A 15,973-nucleotide genomic window follows, 5' to 3' on the forward strand; every position below is an offset into this window, starting at 1 on the left:
TCATCTTATATGTTTGATGCAAAAACCTATACCCAGCGCCGTCAGCAACTAAAACAACAACTCGGCAGTGGCCTCGTCCTGCTCCTGGGCAACGAGGAAGCCGGTATGAACTACAAAGACAACTGGTACCCCTTTTACCAGGACAGCACCTTTCGTTACTATTTCGGTCTGGACCAGGCTGACCTGACGGGCCTTATCGATATCGATCGCAACGAAGTGATCCTTTTCGGGCCGGAGCAAAGTATAGATGATGTGGTGTGGACCGGTCCGCTGCCCAGTCTGGCCTCGCTCGCCGAACAGGTGGGCGTGCATAGGGTACTGCCAACCGAGAAGATAGCCGACTACGTGGCCGGAGCAACAAAACTGCATTACCTGCCTCCTTACCGCCCGGAGCACCAGCTTAAACTACAGGCCTGGACAGGAAAAGCTATGCTGGAACCAAGCCTGCCCCTAATACAGGCCGTAGTGGCGCAGCGCTCCATTAAATCCGATGCTGAAATACAGGAGATCGAAAAGGCTGTAACACTTACCGCGCGCATGCACCGCCGCGTGATGCAGTTTGCCCGCGAAGGCATGAAAGAGCATGAAGTGGCCTCCGAGGCGGTTCGCTATGCAGAATCGACAGGCAACCTCCTTTCCTTCCCGGTGATTTGTACCACCCAAGGACAGATCCTGCACAACCACTACCGCGGTAACACCCTGCGGGCTGGCGATATGCTCCTGCTCGATGCCGGCATCCAGACGGCAGCAGGCTACGCCGGCGACATGACTCGTACGTTTCCGGTGGGGCCTACTTTTACAGAGCGGCAGCGCGAACTGTACCAGGTAGTGCTCGATACGCACGAAGCAGCCATGGCCGCCCTGAAGCCGGGTATGCTGTACAAAGACGTGCACCTGCTGGCCTGCCGCAAACTGACCGATGGGTTGAAACAGGTGGGACTGATGCGCGGCGATACTGAAGAGGCCGTGCAGGCAGGCGCGCATACCATGTTCTTCCAGTGCGGCCTGGGGCACATGATGGGCATGGACGTGCACGACATGGAAAACCTGGGCGAGCAATACGTGGGCTATACTCCGGAACTGCGCAAGAGCACCGAATTCGGGCTGAAGTCACTGCGCCTGGGCCGCGCGCTGGAGCCGGGCTTCGTGCTGACGGTGGAGCCGGGCATCTACATTATTCCCGAGCTGATCGACATGCGCCGCAACGATAAGGTAGCCCAGCAATATATCAACTTCGATCTGCTGGAGAGCTACCGTGATTTTGGAGGCATCCGCATCGAAGACGACCTGGTGATCACCGGAACCGGCAGCCGTATATTGGGCGAGCCGCTGGAGCGGACACGCGCCGGGGTGGAAGCCATCCGGCAGCAGGCGCTGTAACCTGTCGACTAAAGGTAAAGCGTAAAAGCCCTCCGGCATCCCTTTATGAAGGGTCGCCGGAGGGCTTTTGTTGTTTATACACTGGCTAATATACCCCCTCGTATTAGGATCGTTTCATTCTAAGAAAACAGGCACCACAACTATTGTCATTCTGTTAAGAATCTTAGTTGAAAGGCAATTCAGCTTTCGCTACTCGCCCACAAGATCCTTTCAGGATGAAAAAAGGTTGAATGAAACAGCCCTGCCCCTCGTAAGGGCTTTGGGCTATAGGTATAGAGCGTGCGGCCACACCCTACTTCGTGGCACTTACCGACCCAACGCCCGTGCTGCCTTTTTCCTGTTTGTTTTCCCACTCCGGCGGGTCTACGCCCAGCAGGTGCTTCACGAAGAAGTCACGGCGCTTGCGCTCGCCGAAAGCGCCCCCGGTGTCATGCGCCATGCCAGGCACCATCAGGTAATCGAAGTTCTTGTTTGCCTTGATGAGCGCATCCACCACCTGCGTGGTAGAAGCAGGATCCACGTTGTCGTCCAGTTCGCCGGCTATCAGCAGGAGCTTGCCCTGCAGTTTGTTAGCATGCACCACGTTGGAGCTTTCGGCGTAGTGCGGACCAAGTTTGCCCATCCACTGCTCGTTCCACCAGATTTTGTCCATGCGGTTGTCGTGGCAGCCTACAGAAGACACAGCCACCTTGTAAAACTCCGGATGGAAGAGCAAAGCACCCATCGAGCTTTGCCCACCGGCCGACATGCCGAAGATGCCCACACGGGTTGTATCCAGGTAGGCATACTTTTCTCCGGCACTTTTTATCCAGCGGATGCGGTCAGGCAGGCCGGCGTCTTTCAGGTTTCTCCAGGCCACGTCGTGGAAGGCCTTAGAGCGGTTGGACGTTCCCATGCCATCAACCTGCACCACGATGAAACCCAGCTCGGCCATCTCGTGCATCAGGCTGGCGCCCGGGTTATAAGTTTTAGGCACAAAAGAGTTGTGAGGTCCGGCGTAGATGTGCTCGATAACAGGGTACTTCTTAGCCGGGTCGAAGTTAGACGGACGGATGATCACACCCCAGATGTCGGTTTTGCCGTCGCGCCCCTTGGCAGAGAACACTTCTGGTGCTTTCCAGCCGGTTTTCAGCAATTCGCTAGCGTCCGCTTTCTCCAGCTGCATGATCACCCTGCCATCGACGGCACTGCGCAGTACCGTTACCGGCGGCACATCCACCCGCGAATAGGTGTCTACAAAATAGGTATAGTCTGGCGAGAAAGTACCACGGTGGTAAGCGTTCTCACTTGTAAGGGCTTTCAAGCTACTGCCGTCGAAGTTCACGCTGTAGTACTGCACCAGGTAGGGGTCCTGCCCTGCTTCGCGCCCGTTGCCTTCGAAGATGATCCTGCGCTTCGCCTCATCTACCTGCACCACGCGGCGCACTACCCACTCGCCTTTGGTGATCTGGTTTTTCACCTGCCCGGTAGCCCCGTCCATCAGGTATAAGTGGTTCCAGCCGTCACGCTCCGACATCCAGATCACCTCCTTGCCATCAGCCACATCGTGGCGGAAATATTTGCCGCTGTAGTGGATGAAAGTCTTGCTGCGCTCGTCTATCACGTCGCGCAGGCGGCCGCTCTGCCCGTCTATTTCCACCACCTTGTATACCTGGTGGCCCCGCTGGTTATACTCTACCGTAAAGGCGCGGCTGTCGGCACGCCATAGCGGGTTGGTCAGGTGGTATTGGTCGGCGATAGAGGAGGCATCTACCTCCACCTGTTTTTTGGAGTCCACCAGAAACAGCTGTGGCTTGCGCTGTGGCACTGCATCACCGGGCTTCAGGTATAGGCGCGAATGCAGTTTGGGTTGCAGTTGGTCGGCCGGGGCTGCCTCTACAAAATAGATCAGGTGTTCACGACCGGGGCGCACTTTGTTTGTCGCCAGCTTTTTAGAGTCTGGAGACCAGGCAATGTTCGCTGAGTAATAGTCAGTTTCTGTTCCGTCGTAGCTCAGCTGGTATTCTTCCTTGGGGTTGGCGGCGTTGCGGATGAACACGTTGTAGCCCTTGGTGTAGGCTTCCCACTTTCTGTCCGGCGACGGTACCGGCTTGCCTTCCGTCTCACTGTTGAACCGCCAGTTCCAGGAGCCTGGCTCCCGCTTCTCCACCTTCCCTTTCTCCGTCAGCTGGTTGGAGCTCAGGGTATAGCCCCATACCTTATCATCAAACTCAAACTCCATCTCGCGGCCGCCGGGCAGCACTTTCACGGTCGTGAAAGGCAAATCATAAGGCGCCACTTGCTTACCTGAAGCGGCCGTCAGCGACTTTGCCAGTTTCTCCTGGTGGAAGAGTGGCTTGCGGCTTTTTCTCGCTGCATCTATCAGCACAAACTCTTTTCCACGCGGCGTCTGCTGCATGTACCAGAACCTGTTTTCTTTCTCCAGCCAGGTGAAACTGCTAGGCGCATACCATACCTTACCTTTTATTTTCTCCGGCAGGGAGTACGCCCGCTCATAGTCCTCTTTTGTGCCCTGCGCCCCTGCCAAGGCCGGACTCAGCAGTAGGACCAGCAAGAGGAGGAAGATCGTCTTGGACCCAATTTTTATACTTTTAGGGAATCTTGCTATAACGGAAGAAGCCATTCAGAAACTTATTATGATTGTCTAGCCAATATATAACAACTGTGCTTCTGGTGCATCTGAAATATTTGCATGTACTAATACTATATTGACCCGCCGGAAGGAAAGAGGCAGTTTTCCGCTGCGAATAAGAGCCTTTAAAAGCAAACGGTTCTTCCGGGGTTATGGCTCTTCCTTTCTGCCTGCGTTTCTCAAGCCTTTTTGCGGCGCCCTGGCTACAGATCCAGTGACACCACATCCTAGAGGAAGAGCCCTAAAATGCATCAAGCTCCAACATTTGACTGCGCCAATGGCTTGAAACTCGTCCCCCGAAATCAAAGCTGTTGACTAATCATCATACTTACTACCTGACAGACAACAGTACTTAAAGCTAATGCTGGCTCTTTAACGCCTACGCACCGAAGATGCACGAGGTACTTGCCTGGAATTGGGACAACTGCAGCCGTAACAACTTGTACAACTCCTTGTAACGAGCAGCCGGAAGAAAGCAGGTAAGTACTAGCCATATACTCCTCCCGTAACCCTGCCGACGCGGCTGCGTCTAATCAAACTTGTACAGAAATACAGCAGAGACCATGCCCAGAAAAGTAGAAATAACGCTCCCCTCCGCGCAGACAGACAACGTACTGGATGAAATTAGGGGCATCAAAGAGGTCATTTCACTGCGCCTACAGCGAGGCGTCTCGCTCACCCCTCCAGGTGACGTGATATCGCTGGAGGTGACAGACCACTCCCTCCACAGCCTTATGCAGCTCCTGGACAGGAAGAAGATGCTACAGAATCCGGAGGTATCCCTCACCACCAGCCAGCCGCTGAGTATCGTCTCGCAGCCTTCCTCCCTGGAAATCACCAACGACACGAGCGAGGCGACCTGGGAGGAGATGCAGTCTATGATCAGCAGGGAAAGCAACATGACCACCAACGGACTAATGACCATGGTCCTGTCAGGCATCATCGCCGTGGTGGGCATCAGCACGAATGCCTTACACCTGGTGGTTGGGGCCATGGTCGTCGCGCCAGCCTTTGAGCCGATCGTGCGCATCCCTCTCGGGCTCATCACCAGTAACATTGCCTGGAGGCGTGGCGTGACGGATACCTTAAAGGGCTACGCTGTGCTCATAGCAGCGGCTGCTTTAACAACTTTTGTGCTACAGGCTTTGGGGCAGGAGACTTTGGACGGCAAGGCTTCTTACCTGGCGGAGGGGGCACTCCTCTCCTACTGGACCAGCATCTCTGTGTCCTCAGCCCTCGTCTCTGCCGCAGCCGGACTTGCCGGGGCTTTGGTAATTGCCGCCCATAAGTCTGTGCTGACGGCCGGAGTGATGATAGCTCTGGCGCTTATTCCCAGCGCCGCCCTTATGGGTATGGCACTGGCTGCAGGGGAGTGGAACATTGCCGAGCAAGCCGCTCTTCGCTGGCTCTTAGATGTCACGTTAGTGGCTGTGTTCTCAGCCATCGTGTTTCTATGGAAGAAGTCCTCTCTGCACAAACGTAACATGCAGAGTTGAGAAGCAGTAGTGCCTGGTGCCGCCTGGCACTACTGCTTCTTGTAGGTGGCATGGCTGTAGATGCGTGACGGAGGAGTTTGGCAGGCCCATGTACATTCTGCGGCCAGAGTGTTGAGCGGAACTTAGATAAAGAAAGGCGGTGTCAAAAAGCAGCCGTATCCCCATTCCAGGCCCACAAAATTCAGTTTATCAAGCAGCTGATTCGAAATCTATAACTTGCGGACTACTACAGCTAAAACCCAATTCAAACATTTTGAAGCGGCTTTTCCTATAATTTGTTCTTCTCTGTTCACTGCTTTGAACTCTAGGCAATCAAACCACCTGTAGTTGCTGCATGTACGAGGCCCCTACCGGCACCTCGTTGCCCTGGATGGTTACCTGGTGGCGCTCGATCTTCTCTATCTTGTCTTTGGCAATTACGTAGGAGCGGTGCACGCGAATGAATCTGTCAGCTGGCAGTAAGTCGGTGGCTTCGCTGGTGGTCATGCGGGTAAGCAGCTTTTTACCTTCCAGCACAAAGGTCACGTAGTTGCCGGAGGCCTCTACGTATAAAATCTCATCATAGTATACTTTTACCTGCTCATAGCCTGTCTTCAGGAAAAGGTAATCTTTGGCAGGTGCCGATGTGCCGCGCAGTTGCAGCAGCTCCTGCGCTTTGTTGCAGGCCTTTATGAACCGGGGCAATGAGAAAGGCTTGAGCAGGTAATCGATGGCATCGAGCTCAAAGCTGGTAACGGCGTGCTCAGAATAAGCAGTGGTAAAAACCACCATGGGCTTTTTCTGCAGGCTGGTCACAAACTCCAGGCCCGAGATATCAGGCATTTTAATGTCCAGAAAGAGCAGGTCAACGGGTTCGTTCTGCAGGTACTCTATTGCCTTAAAGGCATCGGTAAAGCAGGCAACCAGCTCCAGAAAGGGCACCTTGCCGGCATGCGACCGCACTACCTCCAGCGCCATGGGTTCATCGTCTATTGCTATTGCTCTCATACCTGCTTTATTACTTTTTCTCCTGAAATATACCTAGATCCTGCTTATAGTTCGAGCGTCAGATGCACAAAGTATTCCTCCGGCGTCTCACGGATGATCAGCTCATACTTTCCCGGGTACAATAGCTCCAGTCGCTGCTTAACATTCTTCAGCCCAACCCCAGACTTGTTCTTCTCCGGGTCGTTCTCCGCCTTTTTGTGGGTGCTGTTATATACGTCGAAGTATAGCTTGTTCTGTTCACAATGCAGGCTTACCCTGATCCACGATTTCTGCTTCAGGCTGATGCCGTGCTTGAAGGCATTTTCCACGAAAGGAATCAGCAGCATGGGAGCAACATACTTTTGGTCCAACACCTCCTCTATATTGGTCTCAATAACGATCTCAGGCGAAGCAGAAGTGCGCAACAGTTGCAAGTCGATGTAGTTACGCATGTACTCTATCTCCCGCGCCAATAGTATTTTTTGCTGGTGGTTTTCGTGCAGCATGAAACGCATCATGTCGCCTAGCATCTGGATACCTTGGGCCGTGCGCTCGCTCTTCTCCTGCAGGGCGGTGCCGTAAAGCGTGTTAAGGGCGTTGAACAAAAAGTGCGGGTTTATCTGCGACCTTAGGAAATCCAGGTTCGCTGCGGAGTGCCCCAGCTCTTTTTGTAGCACAAACACTTCTTCTTTCCCCTTTAGCTGGCGCTGGTACAACACCCAGGTTACAGGCGCTGTAACAACCAGTTGAAATAAGGCATTGAAAAAACTAATCCCAAAGGCAGCATCTTCGTCGTGCAGCATCGGCAGCAAAAGTAGAGCTGCAGGTAAGTAGGCAAGCACAAGCACCAACAGCACCCTTAACTCATATGACAGTAGAGGACGTTTAGTTGCAAGCGATCTAGGTATGAGTGAGTGAAAAGAGAAAAAGTATAGAAGTATGGCACTCAGCGACACGATTGTCCAGACTGCTGTTATTTCTTCGCCTAAATCGAACACAAGCAATATAAACACACTCACCAGCCACACCATGAAAGCTGTGATTGCATCCTGTGTCACCATCCGATACTTTGATTGTATGGCAACAGCGTTCGATAGCAGGTACAGGCCGAAATATTTAATGAACGTGTAAAAACCGAACACGAGCAACAGCCGCAGGGTATTTTGGAAACTGCCCTGGAAAGTATAATTCCACATTTCCTGCACGGTATCGAACCGGGCAAGCAGATAGCCTTTGTAGTAAGTATCCGCAATGCCTGCAACGGTTCCTACAGCTACAAATGCTGCAAGTATAAGCACAACATTCAACCATATGGCTTCCTTGCCGATCAGCCTGGGCACCACCTTAAAGTTGAGCAGCAGGAAAGCCAGGTAGATAATGGTGAAGCGCAGCAACTGTGGCCAGAAGAAGTGCTCGTAATACCGGAACACTACGTTAGCGTTCTTGAAATAGAACTCGTTCGGGCTATAGTCTATAGAAAGCGAGAACAGCGCAAACACGTAAATGGTGGTAGCGGCCCAGAACTCTACCTTATTCCGTTGGATAGGCTCGGCCATGATATTTTTTATTGCAGCATCATTCATAGATCAATGATAATGGAATAGGTGGATGAAAAGTATTAAAAGTGATGAAAGCCCTGAAGTTTGTGACGAACCAGGAATGTTTTACCTGCCGCCAGATATTAGCGGCAATGTATACTTCGCGCCACAGCCGGCATGCTGCCAATCTTTACAGCCTTGCCATTGGAATCCATGCTTGTGTCAAGCAACGAACCGGGTGGATCTATACCTGGAATAGCAGGTTTACCTGCAAATGATATTATTAACCGCTGCCTTTCCAGAAAGCACACGGTGCATCTCACAGCTCGCCCAGGTGCACCGCATACTAGCAGCATTTCGTATTCAGTACGCAACATAAAGATCTGCACTAGCCCCGCTTGATCGCTTGTTTGCCCCCAGCTTTTGCGCCTGAGATGCACCTGAGACAGGCAGTTTCTGTTTCGCTGCCTATTTTAATTTGGCCATCCACTAAAATCTGTCCTATTTAGCTCTTAAACCCCGCATTGCACTTTTTAGTGATATTTCTAAAGAATGCAGAATCTGCCAAAGTATAATATACTTTTTATCATAACCTATTAATAATCAGCAATATAACGATACATGCCAGGAAAGCTTTTCTGAGTTAGCCTTTATCATACCAGCACGTTTATAATAATCAAAAACCTTATCATTATATGTAGAACATCTAACTCTTAAACTATGAAAACACAGCAAACAGTGAAGATTTTCGTCACCATGCTAACGGTTTTCCTTAGCGTTTTTACCTTTTCCTGCCGCGATGACGACGAAGGGATACCTCTTCCAGGCAATGAAGACACTATTAATCTGGATCTGATAGGGGAAGGCTTCACCTCGCCGGTTTACCTGACCCAGGCACCTGGGGATAACCAGCGGCTTTTTGTCGTAGACCAGATCGGTGTTATCCGTATCATTGAAGATGGCAGAGTGGTAGACCAGCCCTTCCTGGACCTACAAGACAAGATCGTTCCCCTTAATCCCAATTATGATGAGCGCGGTTTACTGGGATTGGCCTTCCACCCGGACTATACCAGCAACGGCAAGTTCTATGTCTACTACAGCGGTCCGCTAAGACCCGAGGCACCGGAAGGCTGGAATCACACCAGCTATATAGCCGAATATCAGGCTTCCTATGGTAACCCAGCCCGGGCGGATGAATCCTCCGAAAGAATTGTTCTGGCAGTGGATCAGCCTCAGTCGAACCACAATGCCGGCACACTAAAGTTTGGTCCGGACAACTACCTCTACATCTCCATTGGCGATGGTGGCGGCGCCAACGACACGGCCATGGGCCACGTGGAGGACTGGTACGAGGTAAACAAAGGTGGTAACGGCCAGGATGTTAAAGAGAACCTGTTGGGCAACATTCTGCGGATAGATGTAAATGGCGGCGATCCTTATGGTATTCCGGCAGACAATCCGTTTGCAGGAGATAAGGAAGGCCTCGATGAGATTTACGCCTATGGCTTCCGCAACCCCTACCGCTTCTCCTTCGACAGGCTGACCGGAATGCTTATCGCTGCCGATGCTGGCCAGGAACTCTACGAAGAGGTTGATGTGGTAACCAAAGGGGGCAACTACGGTTGGAACGTGAAGGAAGGACGACATTGCTTTAACGCAGCGGATCCGCTGAACCCGCTACCCGACTGCCCTGATGTGGACAGTGCCGGTAACCCTTTGATTGACCCGGTGATTGAATTCGGGAACAGTGAGAACTTGCCAAATGGCTTGGGCATTGTGGGGGTCGGAGGCTATGTGTACCGGGGCCTGGACAATGCTTGGGGTTTGGCCGGATCCTACATCTTTGGTGTATTTGCCAAAGATGCTAGTGTGCCAAGCGGGGCAATTTATGCGGCGAATACCTTGACCAGCAGAAATAACTGGAATTACCGAAAACTCACCATCGCCAACTCACCTAATAAGGAACTGGGCCATTATTTACTGGGCTTCGGCGAGGACAATGCCGGTGAGTTGTATGTGTTGACACGGGATGAGCTAGGCCCGCAGGGTAATACGGGAAAAGTATACAGAATTGATTAGCGTAACACAAAGGTTAAGTATAAAAGGCGGGTTACTCCCGTCTTTTATACTTTCTACCCACTGCTAAACTTTTAACCGCCCTACCTAGCCCAAACAACAGCCGCTCTTGTAACTAAGAACCTTGCTTCCCTGATAAAGATGCAAAAAGTTACCCAAGCCATGACCAATCGTAAACGTTGTGGGTATACTTTGTATGCTGCCTCGGGCTTTGTCCTGCCTTTGCCCAGGATATCCTCAAGCCAGGCTAACAGCTTTGTCTCGTTTAGAATTATTACAGCTGACTGCGGTTTACTTATTTCCGTTCTTAGAAACGGTATGGGAAAAAGAGTATTTAAGCGAAAAATGTATTTTAACGGCAGATGAGTCAAAGCCATCGCTGAAGTTATTCCTTTTCCCCCATTGCAGTTCAGTGCCCGCCAAGAGTGCTGAAAAAGGCTGGTACAGTAAATTGAGAATGGCGTAATGGCTATTTTTGAAGGCATGGGCAGCCTGCGCATCCGAGTTGTAAATACGCACCCTGGAATAGCCCAGCGTGCTGCTCCACGTAGGGGTCCACTTATGCTCCAGGAAGGCGAACCCGCCTACCACCGGTAATGCAACACCTAAGATAGGAGTGGAGGGATTGTCGAAATTGTTTTCAATGCCAATGTTAGCAGCGGCATCGGTTAAATGGTTCTGAATGCCCTTGCCAACGACAAATTGCCCTTTGAAAAGGGTCTGGCGGTTCAGTTGCTTGATGGAGCTGATATTAAATCCCCATCCAACTTCTTCTCCACTCAGATCTATAGAGGCATTGCCGGTATTCTCCCATCTGATCCATTTTAATACACCGGCTAGTTCGACATACCCATTCTGGATCATTTTACGGTATTCGGCTGTAAGATCCGGCACCTTGAACTCCGGCTTTACATTTTGGAGCTCGATCCGGTCGGCGTAGACGCCCTCGTCAGAAGTCACGTCAGGCTGTTCCAAAGCGATCGCCCATCTCTGCTGCTCGCTGTCGTTTGTGTAACGCAACTGGATGTTGCGCAGCCATGGCCGGCTCGAAGGCGCCCCGTAATCCAGGATCTTGGGGCTTACGTCGGTATCTGTGAAAGTGCTTTCGGTTTGTCCGATCAACAACCTCCCCAGTTCTGCATAGGCTTTCCGGAAGTGAAAGGTGGTCTGCCCTTCGTCCGGGCCTGAGCCAAAAAGATCGAACTCAAATTTGCTTTTGAGCTGGCCCAAAGGAGTCTGCACCCTAGTATTTATCCCCACTTGTGTTTCACGCACGCTGAAAAATATATTTCCATTCGGCCCGAATTGATTTTCATACTTGGGGAGTTTGGTAACGCGCATTGTCTCAAACCAATTAGGATCAAGCTGGTCGAAATTATAGCCTATGTCTATCTTTATAAAACCGTATACTTCCAGGCCATTTTCCTGTTCCTGTTCCTGTTCCTGGGCATTTGCCTGACCTACAACTAACAGGAAGAGTAGCAGGGACAAGGCCTGTCGAAATTTCAAGCTTAACGAAAAACTGAAATAACTCATTTGTTCAGGATAATAATTCACCCTCCTCCATACATGCATATGGACCGCTATCCGTTTGGAGGCTGCTTAAAACCAAACACCTGTATACCGGCTGGACAGGCCCTGCTATTAAACCCTTTGACAGCGGCGCCTGCCCGGCAGCTCACTGACATCCCATCAAGCGTCCGGGCTGTGGCTCCCCCATGAAAAATGCAGCCTCTGGAAATGTTAGGTTGATGTGACGAATAGTGGAAGGTGCAGTTCCTTTCTTCTACCCGTTCGGTCACAGGGTCGGGGAACTGCCCTAAAATTATACCCGTGCTTTTTTGATACGCGGATAATGTTTGGCAGCTTCGACCAGATTCATGAAAGCAACCAGATTATCCTCAAACCTTTTGGCTAGCGCTGCATCCGCAATAGTGCCATCTGTCGTAAATGCCTCGTGTGCTGTGGCTAACGAAAACATATTAAGATAACCCTCGCGCCAAGATGCTCTAAAGGCACTCGAAAGGACCACAGGCCTTTGTTTCCGCCCCCATGGAGGGAGAGGCTGACAGAAGCAAGGCATGGCGCTCACTGAAAGGCTGCGGCCGGAACCTGGATACCCAATCGATCGCATTCTTCAGAAACCCTGATATGGAGCCATTGTACTCCGGCGATGTAACGATAAATGCATCCGTTTGCCAGAAGCCTCCTGCAGAACTCCTCTGCCCCTGCTGGGTATCCGTTATCTGTTTCCTCATCCTGGTTGAAAGAAGGAACGTCAACCTCGCTCATCTCTGCGAAATCTACCTCCCTCCCTTTTCTTCGATTACGTGTGTTGCTAACTGTGACAGTCGCGTATTGAGCGAGTCATCCCGTAGCGATGCTGAAAAAACAAGGTAGCCTAATTGCTTTTCGGCCATCTTATCTCCGTTTAGTGTGAGGCGGTATGTCCATCAAGTATAAATTATTCACCTGTCGCAAACAGGCGTTCAGTTGCGAAGAGAACCACAAATAACTTTTACTGAACGCTTAGCCCGCCATCTATTACCTGGGTTGTACCGGTTATAAAACGGCTCTCATCACTGGCCAGAAACAAGACCAGTTGTGCAATCTCATCAGGGGCCGCATACCTGCCGAGCGGAATTGTTTTTTCCAGTTCTTTTTTGGCTGCTTCGCCCTGGCCCGGCGCAAAACCCTCCTCCAGGGAGCGCATCATTCGGTTATCAACCGGTGAGGGGTGCACCGAGTTCACCCGTATCTTTCGGGGCGCAGCCTCTACTGCCACAGCCCGCATAATGCCTACGACGGCATGCTTACTGGTGATGTAGGCACTTACATTGGGGCTGCCGTTGATCCCCGCCACGGATGAGGTATTGATGATACTGCCCCCATCATTCATTTGCGGTAATACATACTTCACGCCAAGCCAGGCGCCTTTCACATTGACCGCGATTACCTTGTCAAACATCTCTTCAGGGTACTCGACAATCGGCTTTACCACTCCTTCAATGCCGGCGTTGTTGAAGAACACATCGATCTTGCCATATGCCTTGACAGTAGCATCCACATAGCGCTGCACGTCTTCCGATCTGGAAACATCAGCAACACTATACTGCACATTATCGCTGCCCAGTTCTTCGACAGCCTTTTTCAGCGCGTCCTCGTTCAGGTCGACCAGCATGACCCTGGCCCCTTCCTCTAAAAACAGCCTGGCTGTGGTTGTCCCGATACTGCCGGCACCACCCGTAATGACGGCAACTTTATTTTCTAGTTTATTCATAGCTTTTAACTTAGCATGTGATTCATGAAGAAATTATCCCCTGCAGCTTATATCCGGCTTATTGCACCTCGCATCAGGAGCCATTTATTATACTTTAATGTATACGAGCCCCCTTTTTCAATGACGTGCAATAAAGTATAATAAATGGCTCCTGATCAGTTGGCAACAGGAGGCGCCTACCAACCTGTCTGGCGGCTTTAGAATCGAGCACTTGGGAAATGGCAGCCTGTTTTGCTCCTTTGGAAGGATGGCCACAGGGGTAACGGGTTCAGCACTGCCGCCCTGCTCAACCTAGCGCAGAATAAACGCTTTAAGTACCGGCGCCACTTGAACGGGCCAAAACAATGGGACGAGAACCCCAAGCTTTCCCCTCCTCAGGAGATTTTGCAGCAAAGGCATTCAGCACCCTGGCCGAGTAAATTAGCGCGGCACCGGCATTCAAGGCGACAGCGACGCACAACGCCTCTACAATTTCCTCGTGTGTAGCCGCCCTGCTTGATTACCGCATCGGTATGAACGATGATACAACCTTCGCACTACCGGGTAGCGGCAACCGCAAGCGCAATCAACTCCCTAGCTTTGCCTCCCAGCAAATTAGTCTGGATTATGGCATTGCTCAATGTACGGTACCCTTTCATGATTTCGCGGTTCGACCTTCCGATTTCCGCTATGGTTGCCAGCACCTGTTCCTAATATCCGCTCCGGTCAAGCATCATAATGAGTGATCGTTAAAGTGAATGGGCCAGCTCCTGCCCTCAACAAGTACAGCCCCTTTAAACTATACGGCATCTGCCTGACCTCCAGCCTTTGTTGCAAGGGTGATGTTTCAGAATCGTTTGCCCACACCGAGGCCCATCGAGATGGTATCGTAGGCATCAGCGCGGCTGTCGTAGAAAATGGTGGGGGCAATATCCCAGTGCGAGCCAAACTCAATCTCATACTCCAATCCCACCCGAAACACGAACAGGTTCTCTTCCGGCTCAAACTCTATACCTGGTCCAGCTATCACGACCAGCCCCTTCCAGGGCTTCCAAAGGGCATCTAAGGTGAGTAGCACAGGGGTTTCGCGTTCCACGAAATTTTCGTTTTCGCGCTCCACTTCAAAGCTGATCAGTTCAATGTCGTTGTGCGAGCCGATGCCCCACGCTTCGCTGAACCAGTATTCAAAATCAAGCCCCAGCGAGGGCACAATGAGCGTGTTCCTGCCCTCTGATGTGCTTGTTCCGATGTAGGTATGGTACATCATGACGCCTACACGCCAATGCCGGAACTCATGTGTCTCGGCAGGATGCTGGTTTTCAGTTTGACTGGTGCCTGCGTGGGTTTGGGCAGCGGCCGGCAATGTAGCGAGAAAGGTAACAGAAGCAACCAGCCCAAATTTCCATAATGTTCGAAGTATATTCATTTTTCCATAATCAGGTTGAAGACCACATTAAAAATTCAAGACTTAAGCAGTGGGAGAGGATGTGGAGCCAGATTTTGAATAGGGCAAAGAGAGCAGATAGCAAGGGCAGGCAAGACGGGACAAGCGAGAGGGAAATGAGTCATTTTAGGTCGAATTAGACTTAAAACTTTAGCACTCGTGTTAAGCTATTTCCAAAAGTTCGCCGTCAAATTCATAGATAAGAACTCCGTTATCGTGACGTAAGGCCGCCCCCCTCGATGCAGGCTTCAGGCAGCAACCCGAACGGAGAAGATTTACCTATACACAAGGCCACCATCAATCAGAGGCGCCTGCCCTGTCATGTAATCTGAATCCGGGCCTGCCAGAAAAGAGACGAAAGCGGCCACATCCTCCGGCGTTTCTGCCCGGCCCAGAGCGATGCCTTCCACATATTTCTTATACGTTTCCCCGATGGGTGCCCCCGTGATCTCAGCCATTCGCCTGTCTATCTCCACCCACATATCCGTCCCGACAACACCAGGGCAATAGGCATTGACGGTGATGCCATCACTGGCAAGCTCTTTAGCCGCTGCCTGTGTAAGGGCACGCACAGCAAACTTAGTTGCCGAATATATGCCTAACAGGGCAAAGCCTTCATGGCCGGCAATGGAGGAGGCGTTTATGATCTTGCCCTTTTGCCCGCGCTGCTTAAATTTTTTTGCGGCGGCCTGAATGCCCCACAATACACCCTGCACATTTACCTTCATGATGTTATCCACCTCTTCTGGTGTAAGATCCAATATGCCCTGTATGTTCGCGATACCCGCATTATTTACGATGATGTTAAAATCGCCCAGCTCCCTCTCGGTATAATCAACAGCAGCAAATACATTATCACGGTCAGACACATCGGCTTTATAGATGACAGCCTCGCCGCCTGCCGCCTTTATCTCGTCAGCAACAGCTTGCATCTTCTCTTCATGGAGATCTACAATCGCAACTTTGGCACCTTCTTTTGCCAACCTTAAAGCGATAGCGCGGCCTATGCCCTGCCCCGCACCTGTAACCAGCGCTACCTTATTTTCCAGATTCTTCATAACTGCAGCTTAATATTGATGGACAAACTCCACCTGTAACACCCTGTAAATAACGTTCTTATAATTGGAACGTTGTAAAAAACAGTGTACCACTATTAAATTGAAGTTAAAGAGGATCTAATAC

The 15,973-nt window shown here is 51.2% G+C and carries 11 protein-coding genes; 3 read left to right on the top strand and 8 right to left on the bottom strand.

Translation table 11 applies throughout. From position 1 onward, the window contains the following. Positions 1-9: 9 nt before the first annotated feature. Positions 10-1,380, top strand: coding sequence for an aminopeptidase P family protein (locus tag OH144_RS10295; RefSeq protein WP_266206216.1), 1,371 nt, complete (start codon positions 10-12; stop codon positions 1,378-1,380). 292 nt (positions 1,381-1,672) lie between these two features. Here the strand turns inward: OH144_RS10295 and OH144_RS10300 are convergent, their stop codons facing one another. After that, positions 1,673-4,003 carry a S9 family peptidase gene (locus OH144_RS10300; RefSeq protein WP_266206217.1) on the bottom strand — a complete coding sequence of 777 codons (2,331 nt, stop codon included), beginning with the start codon at positions 4,001-4,003 and terminating at the stop codon, positions 1,673-1,675. 572 nt (positions 4,004-4,575) lie between these two features. Here OH144_RS10300 and OH144_RS10305 point away from each other — a divergent pair. After that, the gene (locus OH144_RS10305) at positions 4,576-5,508 is read left to right on the top strand and encodes a DUF389 domain-containing protein (RefSeq protein ID WP_266206218.1); all 933 of its coding nucleotides are present in this window, start codon (positions 4,576-4,578) and stop codon (positions 5,506-5,508) included. A gap of 312 nt (positions 5,509-5,820) precedes the next feature. Here OH144_RS10305 and OH144_RS10310 read toward each other — a convergent pair whose 3' ends face one another. Together OH144_RS10310 and OH144_RS10315 are read right to left on the bottom strand one after the other, a co-directional pair. Next, entirely contained in the window at positions 5,821-6,495 is a 675-nt protein-coding gene (locus OH144_RS10310; RefSeq protein ID WP_266206219.1) for a LytR/AlgR family response regulator transcription factor, read from the bottom strand. 44 nt (positions 6,496-6,539) lie between these two features. Beyond that, the gene (locus tag OH144_RS10315; RefSeq protein ID WP_266206220.1) at positions 6,540-8,057 is read right to left on the bottom strand and encodes a sensor histidine kinase; all 1,518 of its coding nucleotides are present in this window, start codon (positions 8,055-8,057) and stop codon (positions 6,540-6,542) included. A gap of 675 nt (positions 8,058-8,732) precedes the next feature. On the opposite strand from OH144_RS10315, the gene OH144_RS10320 reads away from it, so the two are divergent. Beyond that, positions 8,733-10,091: a PQQ-dependent sugar dehydrogenase gene (locus OH144_RS10320; protein WP_266206221.1), complete on the top strand. Its 1,359-nt coding sequence runs from the start codon at positions 8,733-8,735 to the stop codon at positions 10,089-10,091. A gap of 288 nt (positions 10,092-10,379) precedes the next feature. On the opposite strand, the gene OH144_RS10325 is transcribed toward OH144_RS10320, so the two are convergent. From OH144_RS10325 to OH144_RS10345, 5 genes are all read right to left on the bottom strand, one after another. Further along, positions 10,380-11,624 (bottom strand): DcaP family trimeric outer membrane transporter, encoded by a 1,245-nt coding sequence (locus OH144_RS10325; RefSeq protein ID WP_266206222.1) that lies wholly within the window; start codon positions 11,622-11,624, stop codon positions 10,380-10,382. 473 nt (positions 11,625-12,097) lie between these two features. Then, a complete protein-coding gene (locus tag OH144_RS10330; RefSeq protein WP_266206223.1) occupies positions 12,098-12,346 on the bottom strand; it encodes an NADPH-dependent FMN reductase in 249 nt (82 codons plus the stop codon). A 260-nt stretch (positions 12,347-12,606) separates the two neighbouring features. After that, complete coding sequence (locus tag OH144_RS10335) at positions 12,607-13,368, bottom strand: SDR family NAD(P)-dependent oxidoreductase (protein ID WP_266206224.1); 762 nt, start codon at positions 13,366-13,368, stop codon at positions 12,607-12,609. An 826-nt stretch (positions 13,369-14,194) separates the two neighbouring features. Then, positions 14,195-14,773: a hypothetical protein gene (locus OH144_RS10340; protein ID WP_266206225.1), complete on the bottom strand. Its 579-nt coding sequence runs from the start codon at positions 14,771-14,773 to the stop codon at positions 14,195-14,197. 293 nt (positions 14,774-15,066) lie between these two features. After that, entirely contained in the window at positions 15,067-15,849 is a 783-nt protein-coding gene (locus OH144_RS10345) for an acetoin reductase (RefSeq protein ID WP_266206226.1), read from the bottom strand. Positions 15,850-15,973 lie beyond the last annotated feature (124 nt).

It is taken from the genome of Pontibacter kalidii (genome assembly GCF_026278245.1).
In the GTDB taxonomy this organism is placed as follows: domain Bacteria; phylum Bacteroidota; class Bacteroidia; order Cytophagales; family Hymenobacteraceae; genus Pontibacter; species Pontibacter kalidii.

Bases quoted from the DNA above. Each gene is read 5' to 3' on its own strand.
- OH144_RS10295 (WP_266206216.1), top strand. From the start codon at position 10: ATGTTTGATGCAAAAACCTATACCCAGCGCCGTCAGCAACTAAAACAA.
- OH144_RS10300 (WP_266206217.1), bottom strand. From the start codon at position 4,003: ATGGCTTCTTCCGTTATAGCAAGATTCCCTAAAAGTATAAAAATTGGG.
- OH144_RS10305 (WP_266206218.1), top strand. From the start codon at position 4,576: ATGCCCAGAAAAGTAGAAATAACGCTCCCCTCCGCGCAGACAGACAAC.
- OH144_RS10310 (WP_266206219.1), bottom strand. From the start codon at position 6,495: ATGAGAGCAATAGCAATAGACGATGAACCCATGGCGCTGGAGGTAGTG.
- OH144_RS10315 (WP_266206220.1), bottom strand. From the start codon at position 8,057: ATGAATGATGCTGCAATAAAAAATATCATGGCCGAGCCTATCCAACGG.
- OH144_RS10320 (WP_266206221.1), top strand. From the start codon at position 8,733: ATGAAAACACAGCAAACAGTGAAGATTTTCGTCACCATGCTAACGGTT.
- OH144_RS10325 (WP_266206222.1), bottom strand. From the start codon at position 11,624: ATGAGTTATTTCAGTTTTTCGTTAAGCTTGAAATTTCGACAGGCCTTG.
- OH144_RS10330 (WP_266206223.1), bottom strand. From the start codon at position 12,346: ATGAGGAAACAGATAACGGATACCCAGCAGGGGCAGAGGAGTTCTGCA.
- OH144_RS10335 (WP_266206224.1), bottom strand. From the start codon at position 13,368: ATGAATAAACTAGAAAATAAAGTTGCCGTCATTACGGGTGGTGCCGGC.
- OH144_RS10340 (WP_266206225.1), bottom strand. From the start codon at position 14,773: ATGAATATACTTCGAACATTATGGAAATTTGGGCTGGTTGCTTCTGTT.
- OH144_RS10345 (WP_266206226.1), bottom strand. From the start codon at position 15,849: ATGAAGAATCTGGAAAATAAGGTAGCGCTGGTTACAGGTGCGGGGCAG.